Here is a 20,518-nt window from a genome sequence, read left to right as displayed (position 1 = left end):
GCGTGGCATCGGGCAGCGCGAAGTAGTTGTCGTACAGGCCCGGATAGCCACGCACGCGCGCCACCGGCGTGGCCGCGAGATGGTCGCGGCGCGCGAACAGATGGACGGCGGCCGCGCCATGCTCGAGCGCCACCGCGGCCGCGTCGAAGGCCGAGGCCGCGGCGCCGATCACGGCCACGCGCTTGCCTGCTAGCGCCGCGAAATCGATCGCATGGCCGGTGTGGGCCGCGAGCCCGCTGGCCACCGCGTTCGCGAGCAGTTCGGGCACGAAGGGCGCGCCGCTGCCGGCCACGCCGTTGGCGAAGATCAGCTTGCGCGCGGTCTCGATGCGCTCCTGGCCGTCGACCTCGAGCCGCACGCGGAAGTGCGGCACCGCGCCCTGCCCGGCCGCCTCGAAGCCGACCAGCCGCGTGCCGTAACGCACCCCGGTGGCGGTGATGTGGCGGAACCAGTCGAGGTAGGCGGCCCAGTCGGTGCGCGGAATGCGGTCGAGCGCCGCATAGGGCTCGAGGCCATGGCGCGATTCATACCAGGCCTGGAAGCCCAGCGCGCTCACCGGGCCCTCGGGGCCGACCAGGTTCTTGAGCGTGCGCAGCTTGTGCATGCGCGCGCGCGTGAGCCACACGCCCGCGCGCTGCGCATCGGGCGCGGCATCGATCACGCTGACTTCGGCGATGCCCGCGCGGCGCAGCGCGAACGAGAGCGCGGCACCGCTCTGGCCGCCGCCGACGACGAGCACGTCGTGGTCGATGCCATCGTGGCGCGGCACCCAGTTGGCGGGCGCGGGGCCGAGCAGGCGCAGGGCCTCGTGGGCGAAGCGGTCGCGCGGGTCGTTCGGTTCGAGGGACGTGGAGGGGTCGTTGCTCATGAGGTGATCGACAGGAGTGGCGCGGTGGATGCCGCGAAAAAAACGGGCCCCGAGGGGCCCGTTGAAACTGCGTCGCCGTAGCGACCAGGAGACACTCACCCTCGAAGGCAAGAGCCCTCATTCTTCAAGAGAGCGCGGCCTTCGCGAAGCACGTATTCCGCATACGTTGATCCGTTTTTGTTCTTTGCCGCGAGACCCCGCCGCGCGATAGCCTGCATGCACTCCCACCGAGTGCGCGCCCGGAAGGCGCATGCCCCAGCCAGAGACAAGCCTCTTCCCGTCGCCATGAACTTCCAGCAACTGCGATCCGTGCGCGAGACCGTGCGCTGCGGCTTCAACCTCAGCGAAGCCGCCGTGGTGCTCGAGGCCTCGCAGTCCGGCGTGAGCCGGCAGATCCGCGACCTCGAGAACGAGCTCGGCATCCTGCTGTTCAAGCGCTCGGGCAAGCGGCTCACCGGCCTCACCTCGCCCGGCGACCACCTGCTGCCGATCATCGAGCGCGTGCTCGACGACAGCCTGAACCTGCGCCAGGCCGGCCAGGATTTCCTGGCGCGCGAAGAAGGCCTGCTGTCGATCGCGGCCACGCATTCGCAGGCGCGCTATGCGCTGCCGGCCGCGGTGCAGGAGTTCCGCCTGCGCTTTCCCGGCGTGCGACTGCACCTGCACCAGGGCACGCCGCGCCAGATCGCGCAGATGCTGCTCGACGGCGAGGTCGACGTGGGCATCGCCACCGAGTTGCCGCAGAACCATCCGCAGCTCGCGGCCATCTCGTGTCGCTGCTGGACGCACCTGGTGGTGGCGCCCGCGGGCCATCCGCTGCTGACCGAGACGCCGCTCACCATCGAGAAGCTCGCGCGCCATCCGCTCATCACCTACGACAGCGGCCTCACGGGCCGCTCGCGCATCGACGAGGCCTTCGCGCGCCATGGCCTCTCGCCCGACATCGTGCTGGCCGCGATGGATGCGGACGTGATCAAGACCTATGTGGAACTGGGCGTGGGCGTGGGCATCGTCGCCGACCTGGCCTACGACGCGGTGCGCGACCGGCGCCTGCGCGCGCTGGAAGCCGGCCACCTGTTCGGCGAGAACCGCACCCAGCTCGCGGTGCGCCGCGGCGGGCATCTGCGCGGCTACATCCACGCCTTCATCGATGCCTTCGCGCCCGGCATGGCGCGCGAGGCGATCGCGCGCGCCAGCGCGGAGGCGCCGCCCGACGACGGCGGCTGAACGTCAGGGTTGTTGCGGCTCGCCCAGCGAGAGCATCAACCGGTTCGCCCAGTTGAAGAAAGCGGCGCCGTGGATCACGTCGGCAATCGCGAGGTCGTCCAGGCCCTGCGCGCGCAATGCCTCGATGTGCTCGGTGCCGAAGTTCGACGGCGTGGACGACAGCGCCACCGAAGCCGCGACGATCGCATCCCAGCGCTCGCCGAGCGCGGCCGTCGTGCCCTCGTCGAGCAGCCGCTGCACGTCGTCCGCACGCTGCGAGAAATGCGTGGCGAAGCGCGCATGCACCGAGGCGCAGTAGATGCAGCCGTTGTGGCGCGAGGCCGCGGCCGCGGCCAGTTCGCGCTCGGCGCGCGGCAGGCCGGCCTCGGGGTTGTAGAAGATGTCCTTGTCGGTGCGCGTGCGCGCGCCGAGGATGTCGGGATCGCGCGCGAGCAGCCGGAAGTACGGCGACTTGGCGCGCGAGGCATCGACCAGGCCCGCGAAATGGCGCTCGGTGAGCTCGGCTTCGGGCAGCGGCTCGAGCCAGGGCAGCCATTCGAGCTGCGCCTGCGTGAAGCGCGTGGGGTGCGCGTTGTCCGGATAGCTCAGGGTCGATTCGGTGGCCATGGCGTTCAGTCGACGGAAGTGATGGGATGGCGCGCCAGCGTGCGCAGGCCCGCGACGACGCGGACCTGGAACGCGAGGAAGGCCACGAGCTGCGACAGGGTCACGATGCCGGTGGACGACCAGCCGGCATCGAGCAAGGCCTGCAGCGCGGTGGGGCTCGCATCGCGCGGATGGAACACCAGAAGCTGTGCGTGCACGAGCGCGGCCGACAGGCGCGGGCCCAGCGCTTCGCGGTTCGAATCGGCGACCGCGTAGGAAGGGCCTTCCTTATCCTCGGCGCTCAGCGGGCCCGCGGGATAGCGGCCGTACGGGCCCTTGGCGGCGGCGCGTTTCGCTTCGTCCGCGACCGCCTCGGCCAGGCCCGCGCGGGCGCGCTGCGCGGCCAGGCGCTGCGCATAGAAGCGCGCGACCTCGGGCTGCTCGTGCAGCGCGGTCACGAAGGCCGCGATGGCGAAGCGGTCCGCGATGTCGAACCCTTCGGGCACGGGCGGCGTGGGCGCGAACAGCGCGAGGTAGCTCTGCTGCGCGTTGAGGCGCGCCTGTTCGCGCTGCGCGCGCAGGCGGTCGAGCGGATCGCCGGGCGCGATGCCGACCAGCTGGTCGATCACGTCGGCGACGGGAGGGGTGGTGGCGGTCATGAGGTCTGGAGGGAAGGAAGGTCGGTGGGTGCCGCAGCCGTGTCCCGCTGCCAGCCGAGCGCCGGCGCGACCTCGGTGGCGACGAGTTCGATCGAGCGCAGGATCGCCGCATGCGGCGGATCGACCGAGTGCACCTGGCACACGAGGTCGGTGACGCGCGCGAGCGTGCTGTCGGCGGAGAGCGAGGCGATCACGTCCTCGGGCGTGCCCACGTGCACGTCGTAGGCCGCGATCAGTTGTTCGAGCGTGGCCTCGGGGCCCGCGCGGTCCGCGAGGCCACCGCCGCCCGAGGCCGCGAAGCGCGCGGCCGAGCGGCGCAGGCCGATCTCGGCCAGACGCAGCGCCTCGACGCGCGTGTCGGCCACGAAGACGCTGCGCGATCCCACGATGCGCGGCGTGGCGCCGGCGGGCAGCGCGGCCAGGTAGGCATCGACGATCGGGTCCTGCAGCTCGGCCAGCGTCGCATCGGGTGCTTCGAGCGTGCGCGGCTGGGTGCGCGAGAGCATCAGGCCGTCGCCGGCCTGGCCCGCGCGCGTGCCGCCACTGACGGAGAAAGTCGCCTGCCAGATCCGGCCCAGCAGTTGCGCGCCCGCGGGATACAGCGTGTCGCCGCCCGCGAGCGGCCGGCCGGCCCAGGCCGCGCGCACGGCGGCGAGCTGCCGCGCGAACAGCGCCGGCCGCTCGGCCGCATCGAGGCCGAAGGCGGCGAAGGCCTCGGGCGTGCCGCCCGTGCCCACGCCGAGCTCGAGCCGGCCGCCCGCGAGCAGGTCCAGCACGATGGCGTCCTCGGCCACGCGCAGCGCGTTCTCGAGCGGCAGGGTCACGATGCCGGTGCCCAGGCGGATGCGGCGCGTGCGCGCGGCCACGTGGGCCAGAAACACGAAGGGCGACGGCAGGCCGCCCTCGTGTTCGTGGAAGTGGTGCTGCGCGACCCAGGCCGAGTCGAAGCCGAAGGCCTCGGCATGCGCGATCTGCGCGGCCACCAGGCGATAGCGCTCGGCCGCGGGGGCGTCGTCGAGCAGCCGGCTGAAGAAGCCGAGGCGCTTGCGCACCGTCGGTCGTTGTGCGGAGGGTGCGTGCGAAGGCTCGGGCATGAAGCGGAAATTGTGGCGGCCTCGACGTGCGCCGGCTGCGAAGAAAAAGTCGCATGCATATGCGCAAACCGAGGCTGCGCGATCGAGCTTTCCTTTGCCAAATGCAGTGCGCGCCTAAGGAAGTGCGAATCCCTTCTTTCCGCGCGAGCGGGCACCGACTTAACCTGCCGCCGCACTTTCGCGCACACCCTCCGACCACGAGTTCCCATGGCCACTTCCTCCCGCCAGATCAAGCTGGGCGCCTTTCTCATGCAGACCGGCCACCACATCGCCGCCTGGCGCCATCCACAGGCCCAGGCCGACGCGGGCAGCAACTTCCGCCACTACGTCGAACTCGCGAAGCTGGCCGAGGCCGCGAAGTTCGATGCCGTCTTCCTGGCCGACTCGGTGGGCGTGCGCAGCAGCGAACTCGCCTCGCTCTCGCGCACCGCGCGCAGCGACCACTTCGAGCCGCTGACCCTGCTGTCGGCGCTGGCCGCGGTCACCGAACGCATCGGCCTGATCGCCACCGTGTCGACCAGCTTCAACGAGCCCTTCAACGTGGCGCGCAAGTTCGCCTCGCTCGACCAGATCAGCGGCGGGCGCTCGGGCTGGAACCTCGTGACCTCGAGCGGCACCGGCGAGGCGCAGAACTTCAACCGCGACGAGCACTTCGAGCATGCGCTGCGCTACGAGCGCGCGGCCGAATTCCACGACGTGGTGACCGGCCTGTGGGACAGCTGGGAGGACGACAGCTTCGTGCGCGACAAGGACAGCGGCCAGTACTTCCACGCGGACAAGCTGCACGTGCTGCATCACAAGGGCAAGCATTTCTCGGTGCGCGGGCCGCTCAACGTCTCGCGTTCGCCGCAGGGCCGGCCGGTGGTGGTGCAGGCCGGCGCCTCGGAGGCCGGCCGCGACCTCGCGGCGCGCACGGCCGAGGTGATCTTCGTCGCGCACCAGACCTTCGACGAGGCGAAGAGCTTCTACCGCGACATCAAGGACCGCGCCCAGGCCTACGACCGCGAGCCCGAGTCGATCAAGATCATGCCGGGCATCTTCCCGGTGGTCGGCCGCACGCAGGAAGAGGCCGAAGAGAAGTTCGCGCTGCTGCAGGACCTCGTGCACCCGGTGGTCGGTGTCTCGCTGCTGTCGAACGTGATCGGCGGCTTCGACTTCTCGGGCCTGCCGGTCGACGGCCCCGTGCCCGAGCTGCCCGAGACCAACGGCCCCAAGAGCCGGCAGCGCCTGCTGCTCGACCTCGCGCGGCGCGAGAACCTCAGCATCCGCGATCTCTACCTGCGCATCGCGGGCGCGCGCGGCCACCAGCAGGTGGTGGGCACGCCGCAGAGCATCGCCGACCAGCTGCAGCAGTGGTTCGAGGAAGGCGGCGCCGACGGCTTCAACATCATGTCGCCCTGGTTCCCGGGCGGCCTGCAGGACTTCATCGAGCTGGTGCTGCCCGAGCTGCGCCGGCGCGGCCTGGTGCGCACCGAGTACGAGGGGAGTACCTTGCGCGAGCACCTGGGGCTGCAGCGGCCGCGGCATGGGCAGCGCCGGGCCGCGGTGGGCGCCGCCGCATAGCTGCGCGCGACCGTCCGATCAGCCGATCGGACGCATGCGCTCGGCGATCTCGGCATGGCCGCGCGCGGCCAGCGCCTCGGACGCGCCCGCGCGGTCGCGCGTCTCCTTGTTCTGGCTCAGCTTCGACTTGCCGACCAGCGAGGTGAGCGCGATCTCGATGCCGACGATGTGGCCCAGCAGGCCGTCGATGAATTCGGGCGCCGAGTCGCCCATCTTCCAGGGCCTGGGCTCGGCCGCCTCGTGGCGGCGCGTGAGGCGCGCGACGATGCCGCGCACGAAGCGCTCGTCGTCGCGCACGGTGATCGTGCCGTGCGCATGCACCACCTCGTAGTTCCAGGTCGGCACCTGCCGGTGCAGCTCGTGCTTGCTCGGATACCAGCTCGGCGAGATGTAGGCCTGCGCGGCGCGAAAGACCACCATGACCTCGGTGCCGGTCGGGCAGCGCTGCCAGACGTCGTTGGCGCGCGCGACGTGGGCCGAGAGCAGGCCGTGGGTGCCGACCTCGGGATCGAACTCGAAGGGCAGGTGATCGGCGTCCAGCCCCGCGGGGCCGTGCGTGACCAGCATGCCGAGCGGATGCTCGCGGATGACGCGCTGCAGCGCGGCGGGATCGGTGACGGCGAAATGCGCGGGGATGTACATCGGGCGTGGCTCTGAAAGCGTGTGGGGTGCCTCACTGTCGCTTCGAACCGGCACAATGCGAAGAACCAGTTTGGACCTTTTTGCATGGACCAGTTGTCGCTTCCTCCGGGCCAGGGCGCGGGGCGCCGCATCTACGCGCTGCTGCGCGACCAGATCGCCGACGGCACCCTGCCCGCCGGCGCGCCTGCCCCGTCGACCCGGGCCTTGGCGGCCGAGCTCGGTGTCTCGCGCACCACGGTGACCGCGGTCTACGAGCAGCTCGCCGCCGAGGGCTACCTGCTCACGTCGGCCGGACGCACGGCGCGCGTGGCGAGCCCGCCGTCTGCCGCCGTGGCACGGCCGGCGGCCGCCTCCCGCCGCGCCCGGCCCGCGCCCACGCTGTCGGCCTACGGCCGCCGCATCGCCGCGATGGCGCCACCAGCGACCGCACCGAGCGAGCCGGCGCACATCGACTTCCTCTATGGCGCGGTCGCCTCGCGCGACTTCCCCGCGCTGGCCTGGCGGCGCGCCTACCAGGCCGAGCTGCTGCGCCAGCAGCGCAGCCTGAGCTACGCCGCGCCCGAAGGCGACGAAGGATTGAGGCGCGCGCTGCAGGGCTATCTGCGGCGCGCGCGCGGGCTGGTCTGCGACGCGGAACAGATCGTCGTGGTGCAGGGCTCGCAGCAGGGCATCGACCTGTGCGCGCGGCTGCTGCTCGATCCCGCCGACGCCTTCGTGTTCGAGAACCCCGGCTACCTGATGGCGCGGCGCTGCTTCGAGGCCACGGGAGCGGCGCTGCTGCCGGTGCCTGTCGATGCGCAGGGCCTGGACACGGCCGCGCTGCCGCGCGACGGCCGCGCGCGCCTGGCCTACGTCACGCCCTCGCACCAGTTCCCGCTCGGCGGCGTGCTCGCCATCGGCCGGCGCCTCGAGCTGCTGCAATGGGCGCGGCAGCAGCGCGCCTGGATCGTGGAAGACGACTACGACGGCGAGTTCCGCTACGGCCAGCGCCCGATCGACGCGCTGCGCGCGGTCGATGCCGACGGGCGCGTGCTCTATGTGGGCACCTTCTCGAAGGCGCTGTCGCCGCAGATGCGGCTCGGCTACCTGGTACTGCCGCCCGAGCTGGTGCCGGTGTTCCGCCAGGCCAAGCGCATGGCCGACCGCCATGCGCCGCTGCTCGAGCAGCGGGTGCTGGCGGCGCTGATCGACAGCGGCGCCTACGAGCGTCACGTGCGCCGCGTGCGGCGCGAGAACGAGCGCCGCCGCACGGCGCTGCTCGACGCGATCGCGCGCCATCTGCCGGCCGAGGCGCAGGTCGCGGGCACGGCGGCCGGGCTGCACGTGGTGCTGTGGCTGCCCTGGCTGCGGCCGCGCGACGAAGCCGCGCTGGTCGCCGCCGCGCGGCTGCGTGGCGTGGGTGTGTATCCGGTGTCGCCGCTCTACGCGGGCAAGGCCACCGGCAACCGTTGCGGCGGCCTGATCCTCGGCTATGCGAGCCTCACGGTCGAGCAGATCGACCAGGGCGTGCGGCTGCTGGCCGCGATGCTTCAGGTGTAGCGCTGCTCCAGCGCGTCCCACTCGGGCTTGCCCACGAGCCGCTGGCGCTCGGCGAAGGGCGTGACCAGGCCACTGGATTCGCGCACTTCCTTCTCGTCGCGCAGCACCGTCAGCGCCTTCTGCATCCCGGCCACCGCGCCCTGCAGCGCGGCATTGGCATAGAGCACGATGCCGTAGCCGAGCTCGCCGAGTTCGGTCGCGTTGAAGATCGGCGTCTTGCCGCCGATCACCATGTTCATGAGCTGCGGCCGGTCCAACCGCTTCGGCAGCGCGCGAACCTCCTCGGCGCTGGTCACGGCCTCGACGAACAGGATGTCGGCGCCGGCCTCGGCGAAGCGCTGCGCGCGCTCGACCGCGGCCTCGAAGCCATGGATCGCGGCCGCGTCGGTGCGCGCCATGATCAGCAGGTCGGGATCGCGGCGCGCATCGACGGCCGCCTTGATCTTGCTCACGGCCTCCTCGGTCGAGATCACCTCCTTGCCCGAGAAATGACCGCAGCGCTTGGGCGCGACCTGGTCCTCGAACTGGATGCAGTCGGCGCCCGCGCGCTCGAGCGTGCGCACGGTGTGGCGCACGTTGAGCGCGTTGCCGAAGCCGGTGTCGGCATCGACGATCAGCGGCACCGACACGGCATCGCGGATGCGCGCCGTGTGGTCGGCGATCTCCGACAGGCCCATGAAGCCCTGGTCGGGCATGCCGAACCACATGTTGGTGACGCCGGCGCCGGTGACGTAGATGGCCTGAAAGCCGAGGTCTTCCACGACGCGGGCGGAGAGCGCATTGAAGGCGCCCGGAACGATCAGGCCGCGGCGGGCCTCGGCGAGGGATTTGAGTTGCTTGCGGGTGGACATCAGGGGATCCGTTCTCAGAAACTGTCGCCGGGCACGCGCACCCAGCCTTCCATCAACACGCGCGCGCTGCGGCTCATCAGGGCTTTGGTCACGACCCATTGGCCGTCGACCGCGCGCGCCCTCGGCGCCGACGCGCAAGGTGCCAGAGGGATGGCCGAAGCGCACCGCCTGGCGTTCGCCGCCGCCGGCCGCGAGGTTCACCAGCGTGCCGGGGATCGCGGCCGCGGTGCCGATGGCGACCGCGGCCGTGCCCATCATGGCGTGGTGCAGCTTGCCCATCGACAGTGCGCGCACCAGCAGGTCGACGTCGGCGGCGCGCACCGGCTTGCCGCTGGACGCGACGTAGTCCTTCGGCGGCGCGACGAATGCGACCTTGGGCGTGTGCTGGCGCTTCGCGGCCTCGGCGATGTCCTGGATCAGGCCCATCTTCACGGCGCCGTGCGCACGGATGGTCTCGAACATCGCGAGTGCCTTAGGGTCGCCGTTGATCGCATCCTGCAGCTCGGTGCCGCTGTAGCCGATGTCGGCGGCGTTGACGAAGATGGTGGGAATGCCCGCGTTGATCAGCGTGGCCTTGAAGGTGCCGACGCCGGGCACCTCAAGGTCGTCGACGAGCTTGCCGGTGGGGAACATCGCGCCGCCGCCATCGCCCTCCCCCTCGTCGGCCGGATCGATGAACTCCAGCGGCACCTCGGCCGCCGCGAAGGTCACGCCGTCGAGCTCGAAGTCGCCGGTCTCCTGCACCTGGCCGAGCGAGATCGGCACATGGGCCACGATGGTCTTGCCGATGTTGGCCTGCCAGATGCGCACGGTGCACACGCCGTCGGGCGGCACGCGGGCCGGATCGACCAGGCCCTGCGCGATCGCGAACGGACCCACGGCGGCCGACAGGTTGCCGCAGTTGCCCGACCAGTCGACGAAAGCGCTGTCGATGGAGATCTGGCCGAACAGGTAATCGACGTCGTGGTCGGGCCGCGTCGAGCGCGAGAGGATCACGGTCTTCGAGGTCGACGAGGTGGCGCCGCCCATGCCGTCGATCTGCTTGGCATAGGGGTCGGGGCTGCCGATCACGCGCAGCAGCAGCGCGTCGCGCGCCGGGCCCGGCTGTTGCGCGGCCGGCGGCAGGTCGTGCAGGCGGAAGAACACGCCCTTGCTGGTGCCGCCGCGCATGTAGACGGCGGGAATCTTGATCTGGGGAATGGATGCCATGGCGATGGGTTTCTCAAGCAGCCGCGGTGCTCGCGGCCAGGAAGTCTTGCGCAAAACGCTGCAGCACGCCGCCGGCCTCGTAAATGGACACTTCCTCGGCAGTGTCGAGGCGGCAGGTGACCGGCACGCGCAGCGCCTCGCCATCGCGGCGATGCACGATCAGCGCGAGGTCGGCGCGCGGGGCGGGTTCGCCGGCCACGTCGTAGGTCTCGGTGCCGTCCAGCCCCAGCGTGAGCCGCGTGGTGCCGGGCTTGAACTCGAGCGGCAGCACGCCCATGCCGAGCAGGTTGGTGCGGTGGATGCGCTCGAAGCCCTCGGCCACCACCGTCTCGACGCCGGCCAGGCGCACGCCCTTGGCGGCCCAGTCGCGCGAGGAGCCCTGGCCGTAGTCGGCACCGGCCACGATGATCAGCGGCTGGCGGCGGTTCAGGTAGGTCTCGATCGCCTCCCACATGCGCACCACGCGGCCCTCGGGCTCGATGCGCGCGAGCGAACCCTTCTTCGGCACGCCGTCGACCACCGCCATCTCGTTGACGAGCTGCGGGTTGGCGAAGGTGGCGCGCATGGCCGTCAGGTGGTCGCCGCGGTGGGTGGCGTAGGAATTGAAGTCCTCTTCCGGCAGGCCCATCTTCGCGAGGTACTCGCCGGCGGCGCTGTCGCGCAGGATCGCGTTCGACGGCGACAGGTGGTCGGTCGTGATGTTGTCGGGCAAGAGGGCCAGCGGCCGCATGCCGCGCAGGGTGCGCGGATTGGCCGCGAGCGCGCCGACGCCCTCGCTGTCCCAGTAGGGCGGACGGCGGATGTAGGTGGACTGCGGACGCCAGTCGTACTGCGGGCTGGCCTTCTCGCCGTGGTCGGCATGGATCGCGAACATCGGCTCGTAGACCTGGCGGAACATCTCGGGCCGCACCGAGGCGGCGACGATCGCGTCGATCTCCTCGTCGGCGGGCCAGAGGTCGGCCAGGCGGATCTCCTTGCCGTCGACCACGTCGAGGATGTCGCGCTCGATGTCGAAACGCATGGTGCCCGCGATCGCATAGGCCACCACCAGCGGCGGCGAGGCCAGGAAGGCCTGCTTGGCATAGGGGTGGATGCGGCCGTCGAAGTTGCGGTTGCCCGAGAGCACGGCGGTGGCGTAGAGGTCGCGCGCGACGATCTCCTGCTGGATCTTCGGATCGAGCGCGCCCGACATGCCGTTGCAGGTGGTGCAGGCGAAGGCGACGATGCCGAAGCCCAGCTGCTCGAGTTCGGCGAGCAGGCCGGCGTCGCGCAGGTAGAGCTCGACGGCCTTCGAGCCCGGTGCCAGCGAGGACTTGACCCAGGGCTTGCGCACCAGGCCCAGCCGGTTGGCGTTGCGCGCCAGCAGCCCGGCCGCGATCACGTTGCGCGGGTTCGAGGTGTTGGTGCACGAGGTGATGGCCGCGATGATCACGGCGCCGTCGGGCATCAGGCCCGCGGCCTCCTGCTGGCGCGCCTCGTGCAGGCCGATGGCGATCTCGCGCTCGGCCAGCTGCGAGGTCGGCAGGCGGCGGTGCGGGTTCGACGGGCCCGCCATGTTGCGCACCACGCTGGAGAGGTCGAAGCTCAGCACGCGCTCGTAGGTGGCGGATGCCAGCGCGTCGGCCCAGAAGCCCGCGGTCTTCGCATAGGTCTCGACCAGCGCGACCTGCGCGTCCTCGCGGCCGGTGAGCCGCAGGTAGGCCAGCGTCTGTTCGTCGATGTGGAACAGCGCGGCGGTGGCGCCGTACTCGGGGCACATGTTGGAAATGGTCGCGCGGTCGCCGATGGTGAGGCTGCGCGCGCCCTCGCCGTAAAACTCGAGGTAGGCGCCGACCACCTTCTCCTTGCGCAGGAACTCGGTCAGCGCCAGCACGATGTCGGTGGCGGTGATGCCCGGCTGGCGGCGGCCCGTGAGCGCCACGCCGACGATCTCGGGCAGCCGCATCCACGAGGCGCGGCCGAGCATCACGTTCTCGGCCTCGAGCCCGCCCACGCCGACCGCGATCACGCCCAGCGCGTCGACGTGCGGCGTGTGGCTGTCGGTGCCCACGCAGGTGTCGGGGAAGGCCAGGCCGTCCTGCACGTAGACCACGGGCGACATCTTCTCGAGGTTGATCTGATGCATGATCCCGTTCCCCGCGGGGATCACCTCCATGTTGGCGAAGGCGCGCTTCGTCCACTCGATGAAATGGAAGCGGTCCTCGTTGCGCCGGTCCTCGATCTCGCGGTTCTTCTCGAAGGCCCGCGGATCGAAGCCGCCGCACTCCACGGCCAGCGAGTGGTCGACGATCAATTGGACCGGCACCACCGGATTCACCTGCGCCGGATCGCCGCCCTCGGCCGCGATCGCATCGCGCAGGCCCGCGAGATCGACCAGCGCGGTCTGGCCCAGGATGTCGTGGCAGACCACGCGCACCGGAAACCACGGGAAGTCGCGATCGCGCCGGCGCTCGGCGATCTGCAGCAGGCAGTCGTCGAGGATCGCGGGATCGCAGCGGCGCACGAGGTTCTCGGCATGCACGCGCGCGGTGTAGGACAGCGTGTCCCAGGCGCCGGGGCGCAGCGCTTCGATGGCGGCGCGCGCGTCGATGTAGTCGAGCGCCGTGCCGGGGAGTTTTTTTCTGTGGCTTGAAGTCATCGTGGGAAGCGGGCAGGAAAGCGATGCGGCCCCGCTGCGAGGGGCCGCGCGGGGTTCATTCGGAGCGGATGTCGTTGTCCTTCACGACCTTGGCATAGCGCGGGATCTCGGTGCCGATCAGCGCGCCGAACTGCTCGGCGCTGCCGCCGGCCGGCGACACGCCGGTGGGATCGAGCTTCGCGACCAGTTCGGCCGCCTTGAGACCGGCGTCGAGCGCGCCGTTGAGCTTGGCGAGCACCGACGGCGGCACGCCCCGGGGCGCGATCAGGCCATGCCAGGCCACCACGTCGTATTCGGGCAGGCCGCCGCTCTCGGCGATCGAGGGAATGTCGGGATAGGCCTGCAGCCGCTTGGCCGTGGTGACGGCGAAGGCGCGCAGCCGGCCCGACTGCACGTGCGGCATCAGCGCCTCGGTGCCCGCGATCAGCATGTCGACGTTGCCCGCCACCAGGTCGGTGACGGCCGGCCCGGTGCCGCGGTACGGCACGTGCGTGGCCTTGACCTTCGCCATGCCGAACAGGTACTCGCTCACGATGTGCAGGTGGCTGCCGTTGCCGGCCGAGGCGAAGGTGAGCTTGCCGGGGTTCCGGCGCGCGAAGGCCAGCAGTTCCTGCAGGTTCTTCGCGGGCACCTTCGACGGATTGACGCACAGCACGTAGGCGCCCTTGGAGAGCTGGATCACCGGCGTCATCTCGGCCACCGGATCGAAGCGCAGCTTGTAGAGCGAGGGATTGACGGTGTAGCTGCCCGCGATCAGCAGCAGCGTGTAGCCGTCGGGCGGCGTGTGCAGCGCGTACTCGGTGCCGATGGTGCCGCCGGCACCGGGCCGGTTGTCCACCACCACCGACTGGCCCAGCTGCTGGGTCAGCACGTTGGCCGCCACGCGCGCGATGAAGTCGGAGCCGCCGCCCGGTGCGAAGGGGCAGACGATGCGCAAAGGCTTGGCCGGGAAGGCCTCCTGGGCCCGGAGGGTGGCGGCGGGCAGGGTCAGGCCCGCCAGGGCGGCGGCCGAGAAGGCGCGGCGATTCAGCGTCATGGTCTTGTCTCCAGTGTTGTCGTTCGATGTGGGAGCGCGCCGCCCCGCGGGGCGGCACCGCGGAGTGTGCTCCGAGCGACATCGACCTGGAAGGACTTCACCGCGCCCCTGCCTCCGGCCTCAGGCGCGCGCCTCGATCGGCACGAACGCCAGGTCCTCGGGACCGGTGTAGTTCGCGCTCGGGCGGATGATCTTGTTGTCCACGCGCTGCTCGATGACGTGCGCGGCCCAGCCGCTGGTGCGCGCGATCACGAACAGCGGCGTGAACATGGCGGTCGGCACGCCCATCATGTGGTAGCTCACGGCGCTGAACCAGTCGAGGTTGGGGAACATCTTCTTGACCTCCCACATCACCGACTCGAGCCGCTCGGCGATGTCGTACATCTTGGTCGAGCCGGCCTCTTCGGACAGCCGCCGGGCCACGCCCTTGATCACCACGTTGCGCGGGTCGCTCACGGTGTAGACCGGGTGGCCGAAGCCGATCACGACTTCCCTGGCCTCCACGCGGCGGCGGATGTCGGCCTCGGCCTCGGCCGGGCTGTCGTAGCGCTTCTGGATCTCGAACGCGACCTCGTTGGCGCCGCCATGCTTGGGGCCGCGCAGCGCGCCGATCGCGCCGGCGATGGCCGAGTGCATGTCGCTGCCGGTGCCCGCGATCACGCGCGCGGTGAAGGTGCTGGCGTTGAACTCGTGCTCGGCGTAGAGATTGAGCGAGGTGTGCATCGCGCGCACCCAGGCCTCGGAGGGCTTCCGGCCATGCAGCAGGTGCAGGAAGTGGCCGCCGATCGAGTCGTCGTCGGTCTCCACGTCGATGCGCTTGCCCTGCGTGCTCCAGTGGTACCAGTACAGCAGCATCGAGCCGAGCGAGGCCATCAGGCGGTCGGCGATGTCGCGCGCGCCCGGCAGGTTGTGGTCGTCCTTCTCGGGCAGCACGCAGCCCAGCGCCGACACGCCGGTGCGCATCACGTCCATCGGGTGGGCGCCGGCCGGCAGGCTCTCGAGCGCTTCCTTCACGCTCGCGGGCAGGCCGCGCAGCGCCTTGAGCCGCGCCTTGTAGGCCTTGAGCTCGGCGCGCGTGGGCAGCTTGCCGTGCACCAGCAGGTGCGCGATCTCCTCGAACTCGCAGACCTCGGCGATGTCGAGGATGTCGTAGCCGCGGTAGTGCAGGTCGTTGCCGGTGCGGCCCACGGTGCACAGCGCGGTGTTGCCCGCGGTCACGCCCGAGAGGGCAACGGATTTCTTGGGGCGGAAGCCCGCGGGTGCGGTGGTTTCGGTCATGGGGTTGGTTGCGTTCATGCGGTTTGTTCGTCGAGGTAGGCGCGATCGATGGCGGCGGGACGACCGGCGGCGTCGACCGCCACCATCTCGAACACGCCCTTGAGGACTTCTTCGGCCGGCGCGCCCGGCAAATCGGCCAGGCCGGTCACGCACACGGTCATCGAGCTGCGGCCGATGCGGCTGACCCAGCCGCGCAGCAGCAGCTGGTGGCCCACCGGCACCGGCGCGAGGAAGTCGACGCCGGTCACGCCGGCCATCACTACCTCGCGCTGCGCCAGGCCGCGCGCGGTTAGGAAGGCGGCCTTGGTCATCAGTTGCAGGCCCTGCCCGGCGAACAGCGTGCCGCGGTGGTTGGCATGCACCGGCAGCACCAGTTCGCGCAGTTCGGTCGTTCCGGCGGGTGTTGTCATGCTTCGCAATCTACGCAGAGAATGCGGTTTGCAGAAGGACTGAAAAGGCGAATTCTTGCGAACCCCAATCCTCCAATTTGCAAATTTTGCGAATTTCCCCGCATTCGCAGCGAAGGCGAAACGATGAAGAAGACATTCATGGGCGTGCGCCTGCGCAGCCTGCGCGCGGAGCGCGGCCTGTCGCAGGTGGCGCTGGCCAACGCGCTGGAGCTGTCGCCCAGCTACCTCAACCAGCTCGAGCAGAACCAGCGGCCGCTGACGGTGGCGGTGCTGCTCAAGATCAGCCGCGCGCTCGGCGTCGACATCCAGCAGTTCTCCGAGGACGAGGAGGCGCGGCTGGTCGCCGGCATGCGCGAGGCGCTGGCCGATGCCGCCGAGCCGGTGGCGCTGCCCGAACTGCAGGAGGTGGCGGCGCAGATGCCCGCGCTGGGCCGCGCGCTGCTGGCGCTGCACCGCCGCAACCTCGAGGCGATGGAGCAGCTCGAGACCATGGCGCTGCGCCTGGGCGACGAGCGATCGGGCCTGGCCGCGCCGCGCGCCATGCCCTTCGAGGTGGTGCGCGACTTCTTTCTTCGCGCACCAGAACCACTTCGACACCCTCGACCGCGCGGCCGAGGCGCTGGCGCGCGAGGCGCAGCAGGCGCAGGCCGCGCCGGGCGCGCGCGACCACGGCGGCCATCTCGCCGAATGGCTGGTCGAGCGGCTGCGCCAACGCCACGGCGTGCGCGTGCTGCTGACCGACGACACCGAGGTCAGCAAGCGCCGCTACGACGCCGCGCAGCGCAGCCTGCGGCTGTCGCCGGCGCTCGAGCCGGGCCAGCAGGCCTTTCAGCTCGGCACCCAGCTCGCGCTGCTCGAGCTCGGCGCGGCGATCGACGCGCTGGTCGACGCGCCGCCCTTCACCGAGGACCCGGCCTCGCGCAAGCTCGCGCGCATCGGCCTGGCCAACTACTTCGCGGGCGCCCTGCTGCTGCCCTACGGCGCCTTCCTCGAGGCCGCGGAATCGCTGCGCTACGACATCGACCTGCTCGGCCAGCGCTTCGGCGTCGGCTTCGAGACCGTGTGCCACCGGCTCAGCACGCTGCAACGGGTGGGCGCGCCCGGCGTGCCCTTCTTCTTCGTGCGCGTGGACAAGGCCGGCAACATCTCCAAGCGCCAGTCGGCCACGCACTTCCACTTCAGCCGCACCGGCGGCACCTGCCCGCTGTGGAACGTGTACGAGGCCTTCGCGCAGCCCGAGCGCATCCTGCCGCAGCTCGCGCGCGATGCCCGACGGGCGGCGCTACCTGTGGATCGCGCGCTCGGTCTCGCGCGGGCAGCGCGGCTATGGTTCGCCGCGCAAGACCTTCTCGATCGGGCTGGGCTGCGACATCCGCCATGCGCCGCGGCTGGTGTATGCCAAGGGGCTCGACCTGCAGGACCCCGAGGCCGCCACGCCGATCGGCATGGGCTGCAAGGTCTGCGAGCGCGAGCGCTGCCCGCAGCGCGCCTTTCCGTTCATCGGCGAGGCGCTGGACGTGGACGAGAACCAGAGCCGGTTCGCGCCCTATGGGTTCGAGCGCTAGCGACGATCGCGTGCGCCGCGATCGTCGTGCCCCGGGTCACTTGTCGAAATAGCCGGCCTTGATGGTCGAGCCGATGAGATTCACGATGAGACGACCGGCCGTGACCAGCGTCAGCTTGCTTGCGTTGTCCTTGGAGGGCTGGATCTCCACGATGTCCATGCCCACGACGCGACCCTTCCTGACGAGGCCATGGATCAACTTTCGCGCCTGCAGGAAGTCCATGCCCCCGGGGGCCGGTCCATCGACGGCGGGCATGATCGTCGGGTCCATGCCGTCGGCGTCGATCGACAGGTAGTAGTTGCCGCCGTCGGGAATGCGCGCCAGCACGGCGTCGATGCCGATGTCGTGCAATTCGTAGGCGCTGATGAGCTCGGCCCCGTAGCGGCGCGCGGTCTCGTAGTCCTCGGGGCGACCGCTGCCTTGCGCGCGCAATCCGATCTGCACGATGCGCACCACGTGCTTCATTTCCGATGCCCGGCGGATCGGGCTGGACAACCCGTCCTTGACGCCGTTGACGTCGTCGCGCCAGTCCAGGTGCGCATCCACGTGCACCAGCGTGATCGGCCCGCTCTCGCTGTAGGCGCGCAGCACCGGCGTGGTGATGCCGTGGTCGCCGCCGAGCACGATCGGAAGGCCTCCGCCCTTGAGGATCTGGCGCACCGCCAGTTCCACGCGCCGATAGTGGTCGCCGGGCTTGCCGAGGTCGGGGATCACGTCGCCGCAGTCCACGAAGCGGATGTCGGAGCGTCCTTGCAGCAAGGGCCCGTCGATGTCGAAGTCGAAGTGGCCGGGCGCGCGAACGATCCGGTCGGTGACATCGCGAATGGCCTGAGGTGCATTCGTCTGGTCGTTGGTGAAGGACCGCGCGCCATAGGCCGAGCCGAAGGGCATGCCGATCACGGCGATGTCGGCCTTCAGGTCGTCCAGGTCCGTCACCAGCTCGGAATAGAGCAGGGTCGCGTGTCCGGTGCGCGGGGGAACGGTCAGTTTTTCCATCGGTATCTCCAGGGTGAGTCGGTGTGTTGTTGCAATTCGGGACGCGTGTCAGCGATGGCTCCAGCGGCGCACTCGCGCTTCCATCGCATGGCCGAGCGTTTCCATGAGGACGCTGCAGCCCCAATAGATCAGCGCCGTGGTACCGAGCACTTCCAGGTACGCGAAGGTGTCGGCGGTCTTCAGGTTGCTTTGGTAGGTCAGCTCCGGAAGACTCATCACCGAGAAGACGGCGGAGTCCTTGAACATCATGATCGTGAGACTCACCGTCGGCGGAAGCAGGAAGCCGAAGATCTGCGGCACCACGATGAGCCGCTGTACATGCCAGGTGCTCATGCCCAGCGCTTTCGCCGCTCGAAGCTGCCCCGCCGGAACACTGCGCAAAGCGGCCCGAAGGATTTCGCAGAAATAGCCGCCGGTGTAGAAGGCCGTCGTGCCGATCGCGATGTAGAAGGCGGAGGCCAGCAGGCCGAGCTTCGGCAGTCCGAAGAACGACAGGTACACCAGGATCAGAAACGGGATGTTGCGCACCAGCTCGACGTAGCCGAGCGCCACGGCGCGCAGGGCTCGGTGGCCCGAATCCGCCATGTAGGCGGCGACGACACCCAGTGCAATGCCCAGCGGGATGCCGGCGCCGCTGACCTGGGCCGTCACCTTCAGCCCCTGCCAGAGGGCGGGAGCCGATTCTCGAACGATGCCGAAGTCAATGGACATTGGGAAGCATCCTGGCGAAGCGCCGCTCGATGCCGCGAGACAACGATGAGGCGCACAGCAGCATGAGGAAATAGACCACCGCGGTCGCGGCGAACACCTGCAGCGGCAGGTCGCTCTGCAAGGTGGCGTTGCGCGCGACCGTTGCCAGGTCGTTGACCGCGATGATCGAAAGCAGCGAGGACGCCTTGAGCAGTACCGTGAACTCGTTCGTCAGCGGCGGGATCGAGCGATGCAGCATCTGCGGCAGCAAGACCTGCATCCAGACGTGCCAGGGCTGCATGCCCAGGGCCTGGGCCGCGGCGGTCTGGCCGCGTGGAATGGTCGACAGCGCGGCCCGCATGATCTCGCTGCCATACGCGGCCGTGTTCAACGCCAAGGCCAGGATGCCGGCCGCGATCGGCGAGATGGTCACGTCGAGCAGGCCCGGAATGACGTAGTAGGCGATGAGCAGCTGAATCAGCAGCGGCGTGCCGCGGATGGCGCTCACGTAGGTTGCCACCGCCCATCGGGCGACGGCGCCACCCCCGACACGGAGCACGAGCAGCGCAAGGCCGATGGCGACGCCTGCGGCAAAAGCGAGGGTGCTGCACAAAAGCGTGACGCCCGCACCCTGGAGCACGCCGTCATAGAGCGGGCGCAGCGCGCCGCCCGCGGTCAGCCAGTCGATCATCGAGCGGCTCGCTTACAGCGCGCCCTTGGGCAGGTAGTCGGATGTCGGCAGCGTCAAGGTTTCTCCGAACCACTTCTTCTGCAGTTCGCCGAGCTTTCCGTTCGCGCGCATCTCTTCCAGCGTGGTGTTGATAAAGCCGCGGATCTCCTCGTCCTTGGGGTTGGCGACCCAGGCCAGCAATCGGGGCGAGCCGATCTCACCGACCGACCTGAAGGCGTTCGGCTGGCGGCGCATCTGCACGCCGAGGACGTTCGAGGGTAAGACGCCTACGTCGAGCGTGCCGTTGCCGAGTGCGACGCTGACGTCGGGATACGCCTGGAGCAGCTTCAGCTCGGCATAGCCCTTGCCATGCTTCTCCTTGAGCTGCCGATCGAATTCCTGGGCCACCGGTTGTGCCTGCGATCCCATCTGCGTGCCGACGATCTTGCCCGCCAGGTCTTCCGGGCGATTCACGCCCTTGCTGGTGTTGCTCACCACGAGCATCGAACGGACGATGCCGATCGGACGGCTGAAGGCGAAGCGCTTCGCACGCTCTTCCGTGATGCCTACGCTCGTCGCGACGAAGTCGAAGCGGCGCGACATCAAGCCCGGCAGCAGCCCCTGAAACGGCAGATTGAGCTGAACCAGCTTGACGCCCAACTTGGCCGCCATGTAGTCCAGCACATCGCGGCCATAGCCCACCACGACGCCGTTCTCGACGAATTCATACGGTTCATACGCCGCTTCCGTTCCGACCGTCAGTTGGCCGCGTGCCTTGATTTCGGCGAGGCTTCCGCCTTCGGCCAGCGCGGCGGTGGACATGCAGGCCAGCACCGTGGCCACGGCCAGGGTCTTCAAAGAATTTCTTCGGATCGAATCGATCATGGTGCCAGCTCCAGGTGGGGGTGATTGGGTCTGGAGCGGAATCTATCGATCGTTCAGCGCGATGAAAAATGATTCTTTTGATATCAAGGTTTCGAGAATCGATACCTTGAGCG

The 20,518-nt window shown here is 69.9% G+C and carries 16 protein-coding genes and 3 pseudogenes; 4 read left to right on the top strand and 15 right to left on the bottom strand.

Annotated elements, in window-relative coordinates; translation table 11 throughout:
- Positions 1 to 49: 49 nt before the first annotated feature.
- Positions 50 to 868 (bottom strand): annotated as a pseudogene (locus tag ACHMXE_RS10835) (SidA/IucD/PvdA family monooxygenase); the annotation flags it as partial.
- 285 nt (positions 869 to 1,153) lie between these two features.
- On the opposite strand from ACHMXE_RS10835, the gene ACHMXE_RS10830 reads away from it, so the two are divergent.
- The gene (locus ACHMXE_RS10830; RefSeq protein ID WP_203207506.1) at positions 1,154 to 2,095 is read left to right on the top strand and encodes a CysB family HTH-type transcriptional regulator; all 942 of its coding nucleotides are present in this window, start codon (positions 1,154 to 1,156) and stop codon (positions 2,093 to 2,095) included.
- Positions 2,096 to 2,098: 3 nt separating this feature from the next.
- Here the strand turns inward: ACHMXE_RS10830 and ACHMXE_RS10825 are convergent, their stop codons facing one another.
- From ACHMXE_RS10825 to ACHMXE_RS10815, 3 genes are read right to left on the bottom strand one after another with little or no spacing between them, the layout of a single operon-like run.
- Entirely contained in the window at positions 2,099 to 2,701 is a 603-nt protein-coding gene (locus ACHMXE_RS10825; protein WP_395345968.1) for an alkylhydroperoxidase domain protein, read from the bottom strand.
- 5 nt (positions 2,702 to 2,706) lie between these two features.
- Positions 2,707 to 3,339, bottom strand: a complete 633-nt coding sequence (locus tag ACHMXE_RS10820; RefSeq protein ID WP_395345967.1) for a CMD domain protein — start codon at positions 3,337 to 3,339, stop codon at positions 2,707 to 2,709.
- Entirely contained in the window at positions 3,336 to 4,433 is a 1,098-nt protein-coding gene (locus ACHMXE_RS10815; RefSeq protein WP_395345966.1) for a putative FMN-dependent luciferase-like monooxygenase, read from the bottom strand. Before ACHMXE_RS10815 ends, ACHMXE_RS10820 begins: the two co-directional genes overlap by 4 nt.
- 207 nt (positions 4,434 to 4,640) lie before the next feature.
- Here ACHMXE_RS10815 and ACHMXE_RS10810 point away from each other — a divergent pair, with 207 nt between their 5' ends.
- Positions 4,641 to 5,996 carry an LLM class flavin-dependent oxidoreductase gene (locus ACHMXE_RS10810; RefSeq protein ID WP_395345965.1) on the top strand — a complete coding sequence of 452 codons (1,356 nt, stop codon included), beginning with the start codon at positions 4,641 to 4,643 and terminating at the stop codon, positions 5,994 to 5,996.
- Positions 5,997 to 6,014: 18 nt separating this feature from the next.
- On the opposite strand, the gene ACHMXE_RS10805 is transcribed toward ACHMXE_RS10810, so the two are convergent.
- Positions 6,015 to 6,638 carry an FMN-binding negative transcriptional regulator gene (locus ACHMXE_RS10805; protein ID WP_209544253.1) on the bottom strand — a complete coding sequence of 208 codons (624 nt, stop codon included), beginning with the start codon at positions 6,636 to 6,638 and terminating at the stop codon, positions 6,015 to 6,017.
- Positions 6,639 to 6,722: 84 nt separating this feature from the next.
- Between ACHMXE_RS10805 and ACHMXE_RS10800 the strand changes: the two genes are divergently transcribed.
- Positions 6,723 to 8,177, top strand: coding sequence for a PLP-dependent aminotransferase family protein (locus tag ACHMXE_RS10800; RefSeq protein WP_395345964.1), 1,455 nt, complete (start codon positions 6,723 to 6,725; stop codon positions 8,175 to 8,177).
- Here ACHMXE_RS10800 and ACHMXE_RS10795 read toward each other — a convergent pair.
- From ACHMXE_RS10795 to ACHMXE_RS10770, 6 genes and pseudogenes are all read right to left on the bottom strand, one after another.
- Entirely contained in the window at positions 8,168 to 9,028 is an 861-nt protein-coding gene (locus ACHMXE_RS10795; RefSeq protein ID WP_209544257.1) for an isocitrate lyase/PEP mutase family protein, read from the bottom strand. The two genes, ACHMXE_RS10800 and ACHMXE_RS10795, sit on opposite strands and share 10 nt — an antisense overlap.
- A 14-nt stretch (positions 9,029 to 9,042) precedes the next feature.
- Positions 9,043 to 10,237: pseudogene (gene prpF, locus ACHMXE_RS10790) on the bottom strand (2-methylaconitate cis-trans isomerase PrpF).
- Between the two features lie 13 nt (positions 10,238 to 10,250).
- Complete coding sequence (gene acnD, locus ACHMXE_RS10785) at positions 10,251 to 12,875, bottom strand: Fe/S-dependent 2-methylisocitrate dehydratase AcnD (RefSeq protein ID WP_395345963.1); 2,625 nt, start codon at positions 12,873 to 12,875, stop codon at positions 10,251 to 10,253.
- Between the two features lie 55 nt (positions 12,876 to 12,930).
- Positions 12,931 to 13,911 carry a tripartite tricarboxylate transporter substrate binding protein gene (locus tag ACHMXE_RS10780; protein WP_395345962.1) on the bottom strand — a complete coding sequence of 327 codons (981 nt, stop codon included), beginning with the start codon at positions 13,909 to 13,911 and terminating at the stop codon, positions 12,931 to 12,933.
- Positions 13,912 to 14,031: 120 nt separating this feature from the next.
- On the bottom strand, positions 14,032 to 15,189 hold the full coding sequence (gene prpC / locus ACHMXE_RS10775) for a 2-methylcitrate synthase (RefSeq protein WP_203207517.1): 1,158 nt from the start codon (positions 15,187 to 15,189) through the stop codon (positions 14,032 to 14,034).
- Positions 15,190 to 15,203: 14 nt separating this feature from the next.
- Entirely contained in the window at positions 15,204 to 15,599 is a 396-nt protein-coding gene (locus tag ACHMXE_RS10770) for an acyl-CoA thioesterase (RefSeq protein ID WP_395345961.1), read from the bottom strand.
- Positions 15,600 to 15,722: 123 nt separating this feature from the next.
- On the opposite strand from ACHMXE_RS10770, the pseudogene ACHMXE_RS10765 reads away from it, so the two are divergent.
- Positions 15,723 to 17,164 (top strand): annotated as a pseudogene (locus ACHMXE_RS10765) (short-chain fatty acyl-CoA regulator family protein).
- 36 nt (positions 17,165 to 17,200) lie between these two features.
- On the opposite strand, the gene ACHMXE_RS10760 reads toward ACHMXE_RS10765, so the two are convergent.
- From ACHMXE_RS10760 to ACHMXE_RS10745, 4 genes are read right to left on the bottom strand one after another with little or no spacing between them, the layout of a single operon-like run.
- Positions 17,201 to 18,160 carry an agmatinase gene (locus ACHMXE_RS10760; protein WP_395345960.1) on the bottom strand — a complete coding sequence of 320 codons (960 nt, stop codon included), beginning with the start codon at positions 18,158 to 18,160 and terminating at the stop codon, positions 17,201 to 17,203.
- A gap of 48 nt (positions 18,161 to 18,208) precedes the next feature.
- Positions 18,209 to 18,871 carry an amino acid ABC transporter permease gene (locus tag ACHMXE_RS10755; RefSeq protein WP_395345959.1) on the bottom strand — a complete coding sequence of 221 codons (663 nt, stop codon included), beginning with the start codon at positions 18,869 to 18,871 and terminating at the stop codon, positions 18,209 to 18,211.
- Positions 18,861 to 19,541, bottom strand: a complete 681-nt coding sequence (locus ACHMXE_RS10750; protein ID WP_395345958.1) for an amino acid ABC transporter permease — start codon at positions 19,539 to 19,541, stop codon at positions 18,861 to 18,863. Before ACHMXE_RS10750 ends, ACHMXE_RS10755 begins: the two co-directional genes overlap by 11 nt.
- A 12-nt stretch (positions 19,542 to 19,553) precedes the next feature.
- A complete protein-coding gene (locus tag ACHMXE_RS10745) occupies positions 19,554 to 20,405 on the bottom strand; it encodes a transporter substrate-binding domain-containing protein (RefSeq protein WP_395345957.1) in 852 nt (283 codons plus the stop codon).
- Positions 20,406 to 20,518 lie beyond the last annotated feature (113 nt).

It is taken from the genome of Variovorax sp. UC122_21 (genome assembly GCF_044056785.1).
In the GTDB taxonomy this organism is placed as follows: Bacteria; Pseudomonadota; Gammaproteobacteria; order Burkholderiales; family Burkholderiaceae_C; genus Variovorax.
The sequence above is the reverse complement of the archived record's forward strand: the minus strand, read 5'-3'. Positions and strand labels throughout refer to the sequence as shown.

Coding starts and splice junctions, on each gene's coding strand:
- ACHMXE_RS10750 (WP_395345958.1), bottom strand. CDS start 19,541: ATGATCGACTGGCTGACCGCGGGCGGCGCGCTGCGCCCGCTCTATGAC.
- ACHMXE_RS10795 (WP_209544257.1), bottom strand. CDS start 9,028: ATGTCCACCCGCAAGCAACTCAAATCCCTCGCCGAGGCCCGCCGCGGC.
- prpC (WP_203207517.1), bottom strand. CDS start 15,189: ATGACCGAAACCACCGCACCCGCGGGCTTCCGCCCCAAGAAATCCGTT.
- ACHMXE_RS10800 (WP_395345964.1), top strand. CDS start 6,723: ATGGACCAGTTGTCGCTTCCTCCGGGCCAGGGCGCGGGGCGCCGCATC.
- ACHMXE_RS10820 (WP_395345967.1), bottom strand. CDS start 3,339: ATGACCGCCACCACCCCTCCCGTCGCCGACGTGATCGACCAGCTGGTC.
- ACHMXE_RS10760 (WP_395345960.1), bottom strand. CDS start 18,160: ATGGAAAAACTGACCGTTCCCCCGCGCACCGGACACGCGACCCTGCTC.
- ACHMXE_RS10755 (WP_395345959.1), bottom strand. CDS start 18,871: ATGTCCATTGACTTCGGCATCGTTCGAGAATCGGCTCCCGCCCTCTGG.
- ACHMXE_RS10770 (WP_395345961.1), bottom strand. CDS start 15,599: ATGACAACACCCGCCGGAACGACCGAACTGCGCGAACTGGTGCTGCCG.
- ACHMXE_RS10780 (WP_395345962.1), bottom strand. CDS start 13,911: ATGACGCTGAATCGCCGCGCCTTCTCGGCCGCCGCCCTGGCGGGCCTG.
- ACHMXE_RS10805 (WP_209544253.1), bottom strand. CDS start 6,638: ATGTACATCCCCGCGCATTTCGCCGTCACCGATCCCGCCGCGCTGCAG.
- ACHMXE_RS10825 (WP_395345968.1), bottom strand. CDS start 2,701: ATGGCCACCGAATCGACCCTGAGCTATCCGGACAACGCGCACCCCACG.
- ACHMXE_RS10830 (WP_203207506.1), top strand. CDS start 1,154: ATGAACTTCCAGCAACTGCGATCCGTGCGCGAGACCGTGCGCTGCGGC.
- ACHMXE_RS10815 (WP_395345966.1), bottom strand. CDS start 4,433: ATGCCCGAGCCTTCGCACGCACCCTCCGCACAACGACCGACGGTGCGC.
- ACHMXE_RS10810 (WP_395345965.1), top strand. CDS start 4,641: ATGGCCACTTCCTCCCGCCAGATCAAGCTGGGCGCCTTTCTCATGCAG.
- ACHMXE_RS10745 (WP_395345957.1), bottom strand. CDS start 20,405: ATGATCGATTCGATCCGAAGAAATTCTTTGAAGACCCTGGCCGTGGCC.
- acnD (WP_395345963.1), bottom strand. CDS start 12,875: ATGACTTCAAGCCACAGAAAAAAACTCCCCGGCACGGCGCTCGACTAC.